The sequence below is a fragment of the Rhodothermales bacterium genome (assembly GCA_034439735.1).
Taxonomy (GTDB): domain Bacteria; phylum Bacteroidota; class Rhodothermia; order Rhodothermales; family JAHQVL01; genus JAWKNW01.
Genome location: JAWXAX010000117.1, coordinates 1 through 16,034, shown reverse-complemented (window position 1 = coordinate 16,034; position 16,034 = coordinate 1). Strand labels below are relative to the sequence as shown.

At 62.9% G+C, this 16,034-nt stretch carries 16 protein-coding genes and 1 other RNA gene; 7 read left to right on the top strand and 10 right to left on the bottom strand.

The features are described from left to right. Positions 1–16: 16 nt before the first annotated feature. Complete coding sequence (locus tag SH809_09170) at positions 17–1,402, bottom strand: arylsulfatase (GenBank protein MDZ4699861.1); 1,386 nt, start codon at positions 1,400–1,402, stop codon at positions 17–19. A gap of 86 nt (positions 1,403–1,488) precedes the next feature. Here SH809_09170 and SH809_09165 point away from each other — a divergent pair, with 86 nt between their 5' ends. Next, on the top strand, positions 1,489–1,932 hold the full coding sequence (locus SH809_09165) for a hotdog fold thioesterase (protein ID MDZ4699860.1): 444 nt from the start codon (positions 1,489–1,491) through the stop codon (positions 1,930–1,932). A gap of 115 nt (positions 1,933–2,047) precedes the next feature. Here the strand turns inward: SH809_09165 and groL are convergent, their stop codons facing one another. Then, entirely contained in the window at positions 2,048–3,694 is a 1,647-nt protein-coding gene (groL, locus tag SH809_09160; protein MDZ4699859.1) for a chaperonin GroEL, read from the bottom strand. 62 nt (positions 3,695–3,756) lie between these two features. Continuing rightward, the gene (locus SH809_09155) at positions 3,757–4,044 is read right to left on the bottom strand and encodes a co-chaperone GroES (GenBank protein MDZ4699858.1); all 288 of its coding nucleotides are present in this window, start codon (positions 4,042–4,044) and stop codon (positions 3,757–3,759) included. Positions 4,045–4,456: 412 nt separating this feature from the next. Here SH809_09155 and SH809_09150 point away from each other — a divergent pair, with 412 nt between their 5' ends. Together SH809_09150 and SH809_09145 are read left to right on the top strand one after the other, a co-directional pair. After that, positions 4,457–4,930, top strand: a complete 474-nt coding sequence (locus SH809_09150) for a DUF2085 domain-containing protein (GenBank protein MDZ4699857.1) — start codon at positions 4,457–4,459, stop codon at positions 4,928–4,930. A 131-nt stretch (positions 4,931–5,061) separates the two neighbouring features. Continuing rightward, positions 5,062–5,526, top strand: a complete 465-nt coding sequence (locus SH809_09145) for a hypothetical protein (protein MDZ4699856.1) — start codon at positions 5,062–5,064, stop codon at positions 5,524–5,526. A gap of 3 nt (positions 5,527–5,529) precedes the next feature. Here the strand turns inward: SH809_09145 and SH809_09140 are convergent, their stop codons facing one another. From SH809_09140 to SH809_09125, 4 genes are all read right to left on the bottom strand, one after another. Beyond that, positions 5,530–6,180, bottom strand: coding sequence for a hypothetical protein (locus SH809_09140; GenBank protein ID MDZ4699855.1), 651 nt, complete (start codon positions 6,178–6,180; stop codon positions 5,530–5,532). Between the two features lie 70 nt (positions 6,181–6,250). After that, a complete protein-coding gene (locus SH809_09135) occupies positions 6,251–8,569 on the bottom strand; it encodes a S8 family serine peptidase (GenBank protein MDZ4699854.1) in 2,319 nt (772 codons plus the stop codon). Positions 8,570–8,649: 80 nt separating this feature from the next. After that, positions 8,650–9,741 (bottom strand): A/G-specific adenine glycosylase, encoded by a 1,092-nt coding sequence (gene mutY / locus SH809_09130; GenBank protein ID MDZ4699853.1) that lies wholly within the window; start codon positions 9,739–9,741, stop codon positions 8,650–8,652. Next, on the bottom strand, positions 9,731–10,282 hold the full coding sequence (locus tag SH809_09125) for a hypothetical protein (protein ID MDZ4699852.1): 552 nt from the start codon (positions 10,280–10,282) through the stop codon (positions 9,731–9,733). The genes mutY and SH809_09125 overlap by 11 nt, the downstream gene beginning before the upstream one ends. On the opposite strand from SH809_09125, the gene SH809_09120 reads away from it, so the two are divergent. The 4 genes from SH809_09120 to secG all read left to right on the top strand — a co-directional run bounded on the left by SH809_09120 (position 10,281) and on the right by secG (position 13,813). Further along, on the top strand, positions 10,281–12,002 hold the full coding sequence (locus tag SH809_09120; GenBank protein ID MDZ4699851.1) for a POTRA domain-containing protein: 1,722 nt from the start codon (positions 10,281–10,283) through the stop codon (positions 12,000–12,002). The two genes, SH809_09125 and SH809_09120, sit on opposite strands and share 2 nt — an antisense overlap. Positions 12,003–12,083: 81 nt before the next feature. Beyond that, complete coding sequence (locus tag SH809_09115; GenBank protein ID MDZ4699850.1) at positions 12,084–12,827, top strand: RsmE family RNA methyltransferase; 744 nt, start codon at positions 12,084–12,086, stop codon at positions 12,825–12,827. Next, complete coding sequence (locus SH809_09110; protein ID MDZ4699849.1) at positions 12,824–13,363, top strand: NUDIX hydrolase; 540 nt, start codon at positions 12,824–12,826, stop codon at positions 13,361–13,363. Before SH809_09115 ends, SH809_09110 begins: the two co-directional genes overlap by 4 nt. 84 nt (positions 13,364–13,447) lie before the next feature. Continuing rightward, the gene (gene secG, locus SH809_09105) at positions 13,448–13,813 is read left to right on the top strand and encodes a preprotein translocase subunit SecG (GenBank protein ID MDZ4699848.1); all 366 of its coding nucleotides are present in this window, start codon (positions 13,448–13,450) and stop codon (positions 13,811–13,813) included. A 163-nt stretch (positions 13,814–13,976) separates the two neighbouring features. On the opposite strand, the gene rnpB is transcribed toward secG, so the two are convergent. The 3 genes from rnpB to SH809_09090 form a co-directional block, all read right to left on the bottom strand. Then, positions 13,977–14,394: RNase P RNA component class A (gene rnpB / locus SH809_09100), an RNA gene on the bottom strand. Between the two features lie 21 nt (positions 14,395–14,415). Continuing rightward, positions 14,416–15,195, bottom strand: coding sequence for a hypothetical protein (locus tag SH809_09095; GenBank protein MDZ4699847.1), 780 nt, complete (start codon positions 15,193–15,195; stop codon positions 14,416–14,418). 182 nt (positions 15,196–15,377) lie between these two features. Next, the coding region (locus SH809_09090; protein ID MDZ4699846.1) for a Nif3-like dinuclear metal center hexameric protein at positions 15,378–16,034 on the bottom strand (657 nt) is incomplete at its 5' end.

Below are 16,034 nucleotides of genomic sequence, written 5' to 3'. Positions count from 1 at the left end.
CCTGCAAACCTGCCAACTAGTTCGCATCCCACAGGGAGTGCGCCACATGCGCTTCGTCCATAAGCGCGGCGAGTCGTTTTGCTTCTTCCGGATGCTCTCCGGCCCGATTGGTCGTCTCGCCGGGGTCGGTCGTCAGGTCATATAAGGCGACGGGACCACTGAACATGGGCTCCCGGATCGCTTTCAGTGCGCCGGCCCTGACGGCCTGACGCGAGCCCTGTTCGTAAAACGCCCAGTACAGATACGGGTGCTGCGACTGCTCGCCCTGGCCGAGCAGGGTGGGGAGCAGGCTGATGCTATCCAGCGAATCGGGCGCTGGTTGGTCGACGAGGGCGGCGAATGTGGTGATGAAGTCGCCGTGATAGCCGACGTGTTCGGACACCGCGCCGGCCGCGATCCGGCCTGGCCAACGGGCGATCATCGGGACGCGGATGCCGCCTTCATAGAGCGACCGTTTGATGCCTCGGAACGGACCGTTTGAGTCGAAATAGTCCGGGTCGTTGCCGCCTTCCGCGTGAGGGCCGTTATCGGATGTGAAGATGACAAGCGTGCGCTCGTCGAGCCCCCGTTCACGCAAGCGTTCGAGGAGTCGGCCGATGTCCCGGTCCATCCGCGTGACCATGGCCGCGAGGCCCTGCGCGGATGCCGGCCACCCCCGGTCACCATAGTCCCCGTAATCGGGGACTTCCATGCCACGCGGTCCCGCTTCGTTGTTGGCGTGCGGGATGGTGAGGGCGAGGTAGAGGAAAAACGGCTCGTCCTGGTGGGCATCGATAAATCCGAGAGCTTCTTCGGCGAACAGGTCGTGGCTGTAGGTGCCCTTCTCGACGGCCTCGCCGGCGCCGTCTTCCCGCTTCGGTTCGGGCATTCGGTTACCCGGTAGCGTCACTCGCTCTTCGTTCCGAAATAAAAACTCCGTGTAAAAGTTGTGGGCGTGGCGCTGGTCGAGATACCCAAAAAAGTGATCAAAGCCCTGTCGGTTAGGGTGCCCTTCCGTGCCGATATGCCCGAGGCCCCATTTGCCTATCAGTCCAGTGGCATAACCGGCCTGCTGGAGCACTTCAGCCAGGGTGACGTTGGCCGCAGGCAGCGGTTGTTGGCCGACCGGTTGCAATTCCAGGTTGCCGCGAATATCATTGTGCCCGATGTGTTTGCCCGTCATGAGCACGGCCCGCGACGGCGCGCAGACGGTGGAGCCGGCGTAAAATTGCGTGAACCGCATACCCTCGGCCGCCATTCGGTCCAGATTTGGGGTCTGAATCGCGTTTTGCCCGTACACGCCAATGTCGCCGTACCCGAGGTCGTCCGCCATGATAAATACGATGTTCGGGGGAGGCTGGGGGGGTGTATCGCAGCCGGCGAGGAGTAGCGCACTGAGGAGGATAACGATTCGTCTGTTCATGGGCGGTGTTCGGTCTCTGGGAGCGACGCTTTGGAACGCGCATGATGCGCATTTTTATAGACTATATCCAGCACACGGGTAGATACATGCCTCCATCTCCCTCCATCTGGCACAGTCCCATCGACCTGGTGCAGCTAAACGCCTGGGGGCAGTCCGTCATGGCCGGCCATCTGGGCATCGTCATTACAGCCGTCGGCGACGACTTCCTCGAGGGCACCATGCCGGTCGATCCGCGCACCCACACGCCCTTCGGCATCCTGCACGGCGGGGCGTCGGTGGTCCTGGCGGAGACGCTGGGGAGTGTCGGCGGGACGCTTTGCATCGACCAGCGCACGCACCACTGTGTCGGGCTGGACATCAATGCGAACCATATCCGCGGCGTTCGGGGAGGCCGGGTCGTAGGGGTCGCCCGCCCCTTTCATCTGGGAAAGACCACCCACGTCTGGCACATCGAGATCCGCGACGAGCAGCAGCGACTGGTCAATGTCAGCCGGCTCACCCTGGCCGTGATCGAGCGCCTCGATCGATAACGGCAGGCACAAAAAAAGGGCGGCAAGGCCCGAAGGCCTCGCCGCCTGGCGTTTCAGGGATGATTCAGTTCGATGGGTAAAGTCCTTAAACCTTGAACCTCGAACCTGAGACCATCTAGAAGTCCATCCCGCCCATGCCGCCCATTTCGCCGCCATGCGGAGCGCCGGCGGATCCCTTTTCGCGCTCGGGCTTGTCGGCCACGACCGCTTCCGTGGTCAGGAGCAGGCCGGCGACGGACGCCGCGTTTTCGAGCGCGGTGCGCGTAACCTTGGTCGGGTCGATGACACCTTCCTTGATCAGGTTGCCGAAGGTTTCGGTGCGGGCGTTGTACCCGAAATCACCTTTACCTTCCTTGACCCGCTGGACGATGATCGAGCCTTCCTGGCCGGCGTTCGCGGCGATCTGACGGAGCGGCTCTTCAATCGCGCGACGCACGATGGCGACGCCGATCGTCTGATCTTCGTTCTCCGTTACGACCGACTCGAGCGCCGGGATGGCGCGGAGGTAGGCTACGCCGCCGCCCGCCACGATGCCTTCTTCGATGGCCGCGCGGGTGGCATGCAACGCGTCTTCGACACGCGCCTTCTTCTCCTTCATTTCAGGCTCGGTGGCCGCGCCGATCTTCAGCACAGCGACGCCGCCCGAGAGCTTGGCAAGGCGCTCCTGGAGCTTCTCCTTGTCGTAGTCGCTCGTCGTAACTTCGATCTGCTGCTTGATCTGGTTGACGCGGGCCTTGATCTGATCCTGCTCGCCGGCGCCGTCGACGAGCGTCGTGTTGTCCTTGTCGATCACCACACGCTTGGCGATGCCGAGGGCATCCAGCGTGGTGCTCTCGAGCTTGTAGCCTTTCTCCTCGGAGATGACCGAGCCGCCCGAGATGACCGCGATGTCTTCCAGCATGGCCTTCCGGCGATCGCCGAAGCCCGGGGCCTTGACGGCCGCCACGCGTAGGGTGCCGCGCAGTTTGTTTACGACGAGGGTCGCGAGGGCTTCGCCCTCAACATCCTCGGCGATGACGAGGAGCGGACGGCCCATCTGGGCGATCTTCTCCAGGATCGGGAGCATGTCCTTCATCGAACCGATCTTCTTGTCGTGGATCAGGATGTAGGCGTCTTCCATGACGACTTCCATGCTGTCCGCGTTCGTCACGAAGTACGGCGAGAGGTAGCCGCGGTCGAACTGCATGCCTTCAACGACCTCGAGGGTCGTTTCGGTGCCGCGGGCTTCTTCAACGGTGATGACACCGTCTTTACCCACGCGCTCGAACGCATCGGCGATCAGGTTGCCGATGTCCGAGTCGTTGTTCGCAGAAATCGTAGCGACCTGTGCGATTTCCGTCTTGTCCTCGATGTCGCGGCTCTGCTTGCGCAACTCCTCGATCACGCGGATGACCGCTTTATCGATCCCGCGCTTGAGATCCATCGGGTTCGCACCGGCCGTGACGTTCTTCAGGCCGGCGCTCATGATCGCCTGGGCGAGCACAGTGGCCGTCGTGGTGCCGTCGCCGGCGACGTCGCTGGTTTTGGATGCGACTTCCTTCACCATCTGCGCGCCGACGTTCTCGAGCTTGTTCTCGAGCTCGATTTCTTTCGCGACGGTCACGCCGTCCTTGGTTACCGTCGGCGAGCCGAATTTCTTCTCGATGATCACGTTACGGCCTTTCGGGCCGAGCGTAACCTTGACGGCATCCGCAAGAGTATCCACACCGCGCTTCAGGGCGTTGCGGGCCTCCGTGTTAAAGATGATTTGCTTTGCCATGATTGTATCTGGTTTCTAGTCGTAACAAATGTCAAAAATGGCCCAATAGGGCCTATTTTGACCGATCAGTCGACGATGCCGAGGATGTCCGTCTCACGCATGATCAACAGCTCTTCGCCGCCGATTGTGATTTCGGTGCCGGCGTATTTGCCGTAGAGGACGATGTCGGATTTCTTGACCGTCATGTCGATCTTGGTGCCATTTTCAACACGCCCGGGTCCGACGGCGACGATGGTACCCCGCTGGGGTTTCTCTTTCGCTGCATCGGGGATGTAGAGCCCGCTCGAAGTTTTTTCTTCGGCTGGTTCTGGGCGGACAACAACGCGGTCGCCAAGCGGCTTGATGCTTGCCATCTGGTTATCCTCCTGGATTGGTTTAGTTGATGAGAGTACGTATTCACTCACTTCGGCGCCTCCCTGTTAGCACTCTCTTGAGAGGAGTGCCAGTGCGGGGATGCACGTCATGTGTATTCAAGAAAAAAAGGGGAATGGCCTCGGCCCTATCCGGCAGCCACTATACCGTCAACACCTGAACGAGCCATCGTTGACAACGTTATGGAAGGGGTTTGCGCGGCGGCCCTGATAAACCCGGAAGGGTAGACGGTGTTCCAGAGACCGGCCGGCCGGCCGGTCAGCAGGCGAACCCGTCAGCCTGGCTGACAGAACGCGCGAGACAGGCGCGTACGCGCCGTGACGCCGTGTCAGGATGTCGTGCAAAATCTGCCAGAACGGATGCATGAATGTCCCAACCATCCTATCTTCAAGCATGATGCCAAACCGAGTACTACGCCGCTTACTCCAGATCAGCGTTTTCCTGGTCCCGCTCCTCATCGTCCTGCCGACCGTCCTGCCGCCTGGCTGGCGTCACATGGTCGTGCTCGCCTTCGCGCAGGTGTGCCATCAGTTGCCGGATCGAACGTTTCACGTTGCCGGGTTGCCGTTTGCCGTGTGTCAACGCTGTTTCGGGGTATATGTGGGTCTGGCAGCGGCGTTACTCTTGTGGCCTCTCGTTCGGCGTCACACCGATTCTATTGGCCGGCATACGCTGGCGTTGCTCGCGGCCGGCGTGGTACCCCTGGGAATTGACTGGGCGTTGACGGCCCTCCAGATAGGGCAAAATACCCCGTTCACACGGACTACCACGGGGCTGATATTTGGGTTGGTCGCCGGGGTAGTGCTCGCCCGGGCGGTCGATAACCTGCCCGCACCGCATTCGGCGGTCGTGCATACGATCAGATAAGCCTGCTGTATCCGTTTTTTCTTCGGAACGTAGGTGCTATTTTCCGCCGGCGCCGGCTGCGATTCGACCCGTTGCCGACAGCTGAAAATCGCCCAACCTCCCATTTAATTCTGAACGGCATGTCGAACAAGATGCAATCCATCCTTCTGAGCGGGGTCGCCTCCGGCGTACTCGTCACGCTCCTGGCCAATGTCCCGGTCGTGGGAGGATGTCTCTGTTGCCTGGCCTATATCGGGGCCGGCCTGATGTCGACCTGGCACTATACCAATTCCTACGAATTAACGATTGCCGGAGGGACCGGCGCCAGCATGGGCGCTCTCACCGGCGTCATTGCTTCCGTCGTCAGTTCAGTGTTGGGGTATATCTCGTCGAAACTCGGCCTGACCCCTACGATGGAGGAAGCCTTCCAGCAGTTGGAAGAAAGCGGCCAGATGCCCTCCGAGCAGCTCGACACCATCATGGGGCTTGTCGATAGCCCCATGTTTTTTATCGGCCTGGTGCTCGTCGGTATCCTTCTGGGCGCCGTACTGGGCACGGCCGGCGGCGCGATAGGGGCCTCGGCATTTAAGAAAGGCGGGGCATTCCCGAACGAATAAAACTTACGATCCTGGTTTGATGAGCCGCTTATAGGCGGGATCGTCAAACACTTCCTTGAGCAGCCAGGCCTTTTGCAGGCGCTTTGGATCCCGAACGTCGTCTGCGATCGATGCACGTAACAGGCTGGCCTGTGTAGTCGGGGAGGGGATACCAGCCGTCCTCGCTCCGATAAGCGACGACTTGATGAGAGGCGTCGATGTCGATGGGCGCACTTCGACAGGGCGAGGGACCTCCGTTCGTCGGGCGAGTGGTTCCTCCCAATGGGTGCGCTCGAGGTTGGTGCGCTCGCGTCGCTGGAACTCCGGGCCGGCCATCTCCCGTGGGGGGGCTTCCAGGCTCCGGAAGTCGGATGATGTCGCGCGCTGCGGCAGCTTTCGGGGCGGTGCCGGCAAGGGGCGAACGGGCTCGGACGCCGTCGAAGGCAGCGATCTGGGCTGTTCTCGCGGTTGATTCCCGGGCTGATTCCCGGGTTGGCGCAGCGCCTCCTGGATCTCCCGAAGCGCGTCCTCGAGGGTGGCCGGTCGGCTCGAGCCGTCCTCCCCACCGGTAGCTTCCGGCGGCAACGTCTGGGGTTTCGGTCGCTTCTTTTTACCGAGTACCTGGAAGATCAGGTAAAAGACAAAAAACAGGATCCAGATAACAATTTCTGACATGTGCGACCGCCAGTTCAGGTGTATGAGAGCGAGAGCCCGCGGTCAATATACGCTCCGGCTACCTTCCCGTTCAATGGCCCGGCATGTGAATGATGGATCGAGTCGCCGTGCCGCGCGTGCCTATCAGGCGAATATAATACAGCCCTGCCGGCAGAGCCTCTGCTTCGATGGGCACCGTATGCCGTCCCGCGGCGAGCGGAGCATCCACCAGCAGCAACCGCCGGCGGCCGAGGACATCCACCAGTTCCACCACCACCTGCTGGGTCTCGGGCACGTCTATCAAGGCCGTCGCCCGGCCCCGAAACGGGTTCGGGAATGCCGATACCACCGCCAGCCGCGCGGGCAGCGGTACGTCCACCCGCAGGGAAGTGATGAAGAAACGGGTATTCGACCGGGGCGCGACAAAATACATCCGATAGAACCGCACGCCGGAGGCGTCGATCGGCTCGGTATAGGTATAGCTCTTCCCGACAGCTACCTCGGCGCTCCCGGGTAGGGTCGCATCCAGTCTGGCAGGCAGTAGCGCGACGGGTTCAAACCGGGCATCGAGTGGCCCATTGAACCCCTCAGTACCGATGACGGCTCGTTCGATCACATAGGCCCCGGCGAGACGTTCCTGCCGGGCCGTCCAGGTCAACTCTACCCTATCGACGCGCACGTCGGCGTGGGCGGAGTCCACTGTTACGGGGTCCGCGTCGTCCCGAGCGCCGGCGACGAGCAAGGTAAACGCGACCGGGGTGTCGGGGGCGTTTTTCATCGATACCTCGACGATATACGAGCCGGCCAGGGCCTCGCGCAGGTCGATCTGTTCGATGGGATCCACCCGATTATCCCCCGGCCTGGCCACGGCCTGCGGGGCGGCCGGGTCCAGTACAAAAGGTCGGTATTCCAGGCCGCTTGGCAGGTGGTAGAGACGGAGATCCAGGTCACGCACCAGGTGCGGCGTGGGGTTGTCCAGCACATCCGGCGACCGACTACCCAGGGGTTGCCCGGGCGCATCGGTCCACGAGAGGGTAAGGCGGAGTGGTCCGGAGAGGTCCAATGTGAGGGGTACACGGTGCGACTGAACCAGCGGATGCTCCATTTCCATCAGCACCGTCGGATGATGCGTGGCGTCGAGCAGCGTCTCTGCGGCGGCGGCGGCGTCGAACCGGCCCCAGCCGGAGCTATAGTCGGGACCCGGAGCGCCGACATCTCGGGCGGTGTGGAGGACGAGACCCTTCAGGGAGGCGGCACGCAGCGGGGCGCCGCGCTCGTTTTCCGCCAGTTCTTGAAGCAGGGCCAGGCTACCTGTAACCGTGGGCGCGGCCATCGAGGTGCCGGAGGAGACACGATACGAGGCGGGCCCGAGGGCGACCGGCGAGTACAGGTCTTCGCCCGGGCTGATCACGTCCGGCTTGACGCGCCCGTCATCGGTTGGTCCCATGCCGCTGAATCCGCTGACGCGATCGCCTACGCCCGCAGGTGCCGGCGCCAGGGACCCTACGGTGAGCGCGTTTTTTGCGAGCGCGAAGCTGGCGATGGTGTCGTATCCGCTCTCCCCTCCGTCCGGCGCGATGCGGCGACCGGAAACATCAAACGGCGTCCAACGGCTTTGCTCCGTCAGTGCCCAGTACGTCCCGGTGGAGGGGCCCGGGTCGTCGCGGTCGTTGCCGGCGGCGACGACGGGTAAAAAATAGGGGAAAGCGTCGGTTACGGCGTCGAAATGGGCGGCATCCTGGTCATAGGCTCCGAACGCGTAATCTTCCTCGGTGCTCACCCGCGGGTCGCCGAACCAATACCAGACGCTTTCGGTGTCGCTCACGCGGATCCGGTGCCATCCGGTCACGCGTCCATAGGAATGGTTGGACAGCAGCATCCCTCCCTGGGCCGCCTCCAGCATCTCCGTGGCATGTAGAAGCCAGTCGTGTGAACGGAGGCGGGCCGCCGGCGCCATGCCGCGCGCATCGGGGTCGATGCCCGCGGCCGCCAGCGTGCCGGCGACATGGGTAGCGTGGCTGGAAGGGGCTCCGCCGTCCTGGTCGGCTACGCGGCCCGAGAGCTCCTGGTGGTCCGCGTAAACAGGCCCCTCGTCCCACAGGCCGATGATCTGCCCGGCGCCGGTCAGCGAGGCGCCGGCGCGCAAGTGCAGGCCGCGCACGCCCATCGCCAGCGCGACGGCATCGTTTTGGGTGCCGAAGTACACGGGATGCCCGTCGCTCATTCCGATGAGCGCGACCGACCCGTCCTCTGGTGCATGATCCAGTCCACGCACATCGGCGAGCCGCTCCCGTTCGGCCGCCCGGATCGAACGGGCCTCGAGAAATGAAGTAGTAGACTGAGCGACGCTGGCCGGGGCGAACAGAGACAGGAGATACATGGCCGGCAGCCCGGTACGAAAAAAACCCATGGCGACGTAGATTCGAGACGTACGTGATACGATGCCGAGTGGCAGGCGCGTCCCAAAATCAAAGTCGGGGCCGAATCCCCCTATGAGGCGTCGCGGAGGCGTATCGCGTCAATCAATTTGCGACTCGCCCGATCGAAGGCGTGCTCGGTCAGCGCTTCTGCTGCGACCCATTTCAGCCGACGGTCACCGGGTGTGTCCCGCGGGCGGGCGTTCTGGCAGTCGCAAGCATTCAACGTGATCTTGAAGTGGGAATACGCGTGCGAGAGCCGGTGAAACGGCGATTCGGCCAGCGCATCGATGTCGAAATCTTCCAGGAGGAGGCGACGGCAGGCCGCCTCGACCGACTCGCCTGCCTCGAGCCGGCCGCCGGGGAAGGTCCACATTCCACCCAACATGTTCTCCTCGTGGCGCTGGTGGATTAAATATTCGCCGGCCTCGTTGCGGACGATGCCCACCACGTGATGATAATGCGGCGTAGGCCCTTTTTTCGTCTTCACCGGAAAGTTTTCCTGGGTCCCTTCGGCGCATGCCCGACACCAGAGCGCGATCGGGCAGGCCCCGCATCGTGGCGAGCGTGGGATGCAAACCGTTGCGCCCAGCTCCATCAGGGCCTGGTTATAATCGCCGGGCCGCCGGGGGTCGATCAAGGTATCCGCGAGGCGTTGGAGGTGGGCGCGGGTGCGGCCGGCTCCGACATCGTCGGTCACGACGAACAGGCGGGACAGGACACGGATCACATTGCCGTCCACCGCGGCGTGCGGACGGCCGTAGGCGATGGACAATACGGCGGCGGCCGTGTAGGGGCCTATGCCCGGCAACGCGACGATGGCTTCGTAGGTAGATGGGATGCGCCCCGCGTGGTGTTCGGCCATGGCGCGGGAGGCAGCGTGCAGATTGCGGGCTCGGGAATAATAGCCGAGGCCCTCCCAGTGGCGTAGAACCTCATCGAGTGGGGCGCTAGCGAGGGCCGGCAGATCGGGAAAAGCCGCCACGAATCGTTCGAAATACGGCAACACCTGGTCTACCCGCGTCTGCTGGAGCATGATCTCCGAAAGCCATATCCGATACGGGTCGGCCGAATTTCGCCACGGCATGGGCCGCGCTACCTGCCCGTACCAGGCAAGCAGCGCGTCTCTGAATTCCGGTAAGGCCTCCGCGTCGTCAGCGGACATCGACCACTACGTAGATGTCCTCCAGCGTCGATCCAACCGCTGTGGCTTCGAAGATGAGCGTGTGCTCCCCGACGTCCTTCGAAAGCGTCCGCCAGAAGTAGGAACGATCGACGAGCCAGCTCAGCGCCGGCGCTTGCTTGAGGCGGTACCGCTCCATCCGTCGGGTGCCAAAAGAGGAAGGCAGGTTAAAAATGAGCACTTCGCCGGACTGGACCACGTACGAAAGCGTCTCGGCGGGGACGGCGCGATGACCTGAGAGGGTCGTGTCGGTGTAGGAACGGAGGAAGGAGGCATTCGTTTGCTCCTCGAGGCGGTGCGAGGCCGGCGCGCGGAAGCCGGCCGTGGCCAGGGCGGTCAGCACGAGAAATGGTACAACAAACGTGGCGGTAAAAGAGGCGCCTGTTGCGACGGGAGGGGAGATCGTACGATTCACGGGCATGGCGAGGTAGGCGTTGTTTATGCAAAGATATGCAAAAAGCGCTGGGAATCCCACGGGGCGCAGGCTGAAAATCTGGGCCGGCGTGGTGGTGTGGATAGGCATGCTACTGTGGGTAGGTGCGGACGCGGCGGCGCAGGCCGGCTCGGCGACTTTGCGCTGGCAGACCGACGACGGCCGGCAGCGCCGCGAGGTGAAGCCGCAGTCGGGCTGGCATCCGGACAGTCTGGGGCGAGTGTCGAGGGATATCGTGGCGCTTTTCCACCGGCGTGGGCACTATCTGGCGGAGGTCGACTCCATTCGGCGCGTGGGGACGGATCGGCGGAGAGCAATGGTCGTATATGTGGCTCCCGGGCCAGAGATTCGGGTGGGCGCCGTGCGGATCCACGGGGCGGCGGTGGTGTCTCCGGAGTCGCTCCGGTCGCTCATGAAAACTCGTTCGGGCCGGCTGCTCGATCCACAGGAATTGGAGGAGGATGTCGCGAACATGTTGGACGCGTACGTGGAGCTGGGGTACGTCTTGACGACCGTGCGCATCCAGTCTATTACCGTGGAGGGGGACCCTGCCGAGTCGTCGTTGGGGATCGATATGGCGGTGGATGAGGGGGAGCCGGTCGTTCTGGGTGCGATTGAACTTGCCGGCGCGGCGCGGACGCGGCCTTATTATGTGGAACGGTTGCTGGGCCTTCGCGCCGGCGACCCGCTTACACACGATCTGGACGCTTTGCAGCAGCGCCTCGAAGAGACGATGCAGTTTGCGCGCGTCGATCGGCCGGCGCTGTACCGGCTCGAGTCGGGCGCCATCGGATTACGCGTCGGCCTGGAAGAAGCATCGCCCGGGGTGTTCGACCTTGTGCTGGGGTATCAGCCGCCGACCGGTGGAGGGCGGGCGCAGGGCCTCGTGGGCAACGGTAATCTACACCTCCGTAATCTGTTTGGCGGCGGTCGTGAGATGGCGTTGCGGCTCAATCGGTTACCGGGGCAGATCAGCCAACTCGACGCCTCGTTCCGCGATCCCTTTGTGGCGAAGCTGCCCGTGCAGCTGGAACTGAACTTCGAAGGTCTTCAACAGGACTCGACCTATGGGCAGCAGCGCTACGACGGGGCGCTGGGGTATCGGTTGCCAGGTGGGTTGGAGCTGCTGCTGACGCTCAGTCGGGAGGTGACGCGTCCGGGTTTTGCCGGCGCCCAGCTTGTGGCCGGCCAGCAGCGCATCGCCCGCGCAGACGCCTTCTACGCCGGTGCGACGGTTCGATTTCGGCGGGTGGATCGGCCGGCCAATCCGCGCCGGGGGCTTGTCGTGGAGACCCGGTTCGAACGAGGGCTCAAGGAGCGCGCCACCTTTAATGCAGGGGTGGCAGGGGATACGGTGCGGTCGGTGACATTGGGCCGGCAGGAGCGGCTCCACATGCAGGCTCGGGTCTATCTCCCGACGCTCCCTCGGCAGGTAGCCGTTATTGGAAATGCCACCTCAGCGGTGATTGGCGAAGCGCTTGACGAAAGCGATCTCTTTCGATTTGGGGGGGCGGCCAGCCTGCGGGGGTACGAAGAGGATCGTTTTCGGGGTCAGGTTGTAAACCGAAGCTTCGTGGAGTACCGCTACCAGTTCGAACGCGCCTCGTTTGCCTATCTATTTTTTGATCTCGGGTATGTGGATCGATCCGCGTTGCAGAACGTCGTTCGCCAGAAAGCCGTGTACCCCGGGTACGGCTTCGGTTTTCAGTTTGAGACCGCCATGGGGATCATTAACACCAGCTTCGCGCTCAGTCCGGAAGACACACCGACGGACGCAAAAGTGCATGTCGGGTTGTCGGTGGGGCTCTGAGGTGGGAACGATGTAAAACGACGTGGGAACACCGTGCCGGCGGAGCGATTTGGTGGTTGCCCGCTCTTCAACCCGCCCGCCATGACAACGTATTTCTATACCCCGCCCGACCGGGTCCACGGTGACCGGCTGACTTTGCCTCCGGACGAGGCGCTCCACGCGTTTCGCGTGGTGCGGCGCCGGACCGGGGACGAGATTGTTGTAGTGGATGGGGCGGGGGGGTGGTATCGCGTCGTGATCGATGGAATCGATGCGCACCAGGTTGCCGGCCGGATCGTAGAGCGACGGGAGGAGGTGGGAGAGCCGGCGTTTCGGCTACGGGTCGGCATGGCGCTGCTCAAGCAGGAAAAGCGGTTCAGTCATTTTCTGGAGAAGGCGACTGAGCTGGGGGTGTCCGAGGTGATTCCTCTGGTGACGGCGCGGACGGAGAAGCAGTCGATTCGGCCCGCGCGAGTCGAACACGTCCTGCAGGCGGCTATGAAGCAGTGCCTGCGTTCGCGGGTGGTGTCCACCGCCGAGCCGCGGTCGCTCGTGGAATGCCTCTCCGGTGTCGGCGCCGAACTTCTACTCGTCTGCCATGAAGCGAGCGACGCGGCGTCAGACGCGCTTCTGGACGTTATCGCCCGTGCGGGGACCCCACCGGCGCTGACGGTGCTGGTGGGGCCCGAAGGGGGGTTTACGGACGACGAGGTGGCGCGGCTTACCGCGGCCGGCGCCCGGGCGGTATCTCTAGGCGAGCGCCGATTACGTGCGGAGACGGCAGCAATCGCGGTATGCGCTGGCATCATGCTTCATTATCAACGCCATATTCCATCAACCCCATGAAATCCCTCGAGGAACGACGCCTGGCATCAGAATCCGTCTTTCGCGGTCAGCTGCTGGATGTATATCGGGATGTTGTGTTGCTGCCGGACGGTAACGAGGGGGTACGAGAGCGTATCGTCCATCCCGGTGCGGCGGCCGTGGTGCCGGTTTTGCCGGACGGCCGGGTGGTGCTGGTACGACAGTTTCGGTATGCGCTAGACCGTGAGTTTCTTGAAGTGCCGGCAGGCAAACTCGACGGTCCGGGGGATGACCCCGAACGCGCGGCGATGCGGGAGTTGGAGGAGGAGACCGGCTGGTCGTGTGACCGGCTCGAGCCGCTGGGAGCGTTCCACCCGGCGATCGGCTTCAGTGATGAATGTATATATCTCTTCATGGCGCGGTCGCTCCATCTGGGCGAGGCGCGTCCGGATGTGGACGAGTTTGTCGAGGTAGTATACCTCCCGTTTCACGAGGCACTCCAGCGTATTGCCTCCGGCGCCATCACCGATATGAAAACCGCGCTCGCCTTGCGGCTTGCGGCGGACAGGCTGCGGTAGGGCGCAGCAAATTCCCCCATGGGTACCGGATCTTATCAATGGGGATATGATTAAACGCAGGGCTCCGTAACCGATTAGACGATCATGTATACCTTTCTGATTATCCTCATCGCGATCATCGCTGTTCTGATGACATTTGTCGTGCTGCTTCAGAGTGGGCGCGGCGGCGGTCTGGCCGGCATCGCATCCGGCGGTACCCAGCAGATGCTGGGTGCACGGCAAGCGCCCGACGTACTGGAAAAAGCAACGTGGACGATGGCAGGTCTTTTTATCGTGCTCTGCGTCCTTTCGAACTTCTTGATCGATCAGGGCGAGACACGGAATAGCGTGCTCCAGCAGCGGGCTCAGGGTCAGCAGACCGAGCAAGCCGTCCCAGTGTTGCCGCCGCCCACGCCGGCGACCGAGGCACCCGCGACGGAGGCCGCCCCGGCCGGAGAGGTGAATAACTAACCGATAGCGCGATAGCGGACGATAGGGCGTCACGCGTTCGGTAAAGACGCAATACATTGCGTCTTTACGGCGCCCTGACAGCACCGTAGATCAGCACAGTAATCAGCACAGTAGAAAAAAGGCGAAGGCAGCAGGACGGATCCTGCTGCCTTCTTTTTTGCGGTAATTTCGCCGGCCTGTAAGCCGAATTCTGTCTCCCCCAAACGGTACCGCGTCCGTTACGAGGCAGCGACCATCATTTATCTCGGGCGTACGTCACCGCACGCCTCTAGCAGCCTACCCACCCCGTTCGACGGGCCGCCATATCCGAGCTGGCCGAAGCCTGCTCGAGCCGGGATTGTTTGGCCTTGCACCCCGTGAGGTTTACCTGGCCGCCCCAGTCGCCTGGAACGCCGGTGGGCTCTTACCCCACCCTTTCACCCGTAGCCTGTGCCCCGTGAGGGGCCATCGGCCGGTTTGCTCTCTGTTGCACGTGCTGTTCCCGCGCATGGCGGGACCTTCCTGTTAGGAAGCACGGCGCCCTATGGTGTTCGGACTTTCCTCATGCCGCTTGCGCGGTATGCGATGATCCGGCCGGCGATAATCTCGTACTGCAGGTTCTTTTACCGCGTTGAAGGCATCGCGGATTCAAGTTCGGTGATCGTCTCCAGATACAGCTCGCTATCGACGATGATGCGGCCCGTGTGTTCGCAGGCGACGATGCGATTGCGCTGGCGGATCTCCACCTGGCGCTGGGGAGGTACGGCGTAGCCCGACGCGGCACCGCGTTCCAGTGGCACCAACGCACGGCCATCGCGTAGGCGGTTGCGGAGGCGTTTGTAGGCACGCAGGTAGCGCATATCCACCGCGCCCTCGGCCTCGGCCCGCTTCCCTTCCAGTTCGTCCTGCTCCTGCTTCGTATCGCCCAGGACCTCATCGAGCTCCTTCCGCTTCCCACCGAGGATGTCGAGCAGATCCTTCAACCGGATCTGCGCTTCCTCGAAGGCTACTTTGTTGGAGACGGTGGTCATCTTGATCTGCTCGATATGCAGATTCGAGTCCACGATCCGCTGCTTCTGCGCCTCGATCTCCTTCGTCAGCGCGTCGTACTCGCGGTTGTTGCGGACCTGGAGCTGCTGCTCCTCATACTTCTTGATCAGGCCCTCGCTCTCCTTGATTGTGATCTCGGCCTGCCGCATGCCGACTTCGTTCTCCTTTTCCTCCTGCTTGAGGTTGTTGAGGCGGGTCTCGAGGCCGGTCTTTTCGTCCTCCATGTCCCGGATTTCGTCGGGGAGATCCCCGCGCATCTTTTCGAGCCGATCGATACGGCTATCTACGTGTTGCAGGCGGATGAGCGCCTTGAGCTGTTCACCGATGCCACTTTCATGGACAATGCTTGACATGGTCGACTCTCAGGTTTTTTTTGGGCTTCACTTCGTGGTCAAACGCAAACGGGATAAACCGCGCAACACAAAGAAGGTTCGCCCCGTCCGGGCCGGGATGCCGGGCATCGGCCCCGTTCTCTCCGGTAACCCGGCGGCTCAGATCCGCGAATCCAGACACGCGGGGCGCGGAAGCGGGGCTGTCATGGAAACGACTGGACCGGGTTTGTCTCACGGGTCGAGCAAATCCATCGAACATTCGCAAAACGCGCGGCCAGCCAGGACTGGAGGAGCGTCGCGGTGTGGCGTTCCGTCTCGTAGTGGCCGGCATCGATCAGCGCCATCCGAGAGTGGCCGGCGGCGTCCAAGACATCGAAATAGCGGTGATACGTCACGTCCGCCGTCACCAGCGCATCCACGCCGGCGCGGAGCGCGTCCGGGATCAGGTCGCCGCCCGAGCCGCCGCAAACGGCGACGCGACGGATCGGGGCGTCAAGCGCGCCAGTGAACCGCAGGTGGCCGGCGCCGAGGATGTCACGCACCCGTGCGAGGAAAGCGCGCAACGGCAGCATATCGGTCGTCCCGATGGCGCCCATCCCGATGCGAGCGTCGGGCTGGAGGACGGGGTAGACGTCGTACGCGACGGTCTCGTACGGATGTACGGCGCGCAGGGCATCCACGACACGCGGCAAGGCCCAGCGCGCCACCTCTACTTCGATGCGGCGTTCATCGACCGATTCGAGCGGGCCGCCGGCGTACCCAATATGGGGCGATGCGTCCGGACCCGGCCGGAAAAAGCCCTGTCCGGGCCCAACGAAGGCACATGAATCGTAGGCCCCGATGACGCCGGCGCCGGCGTC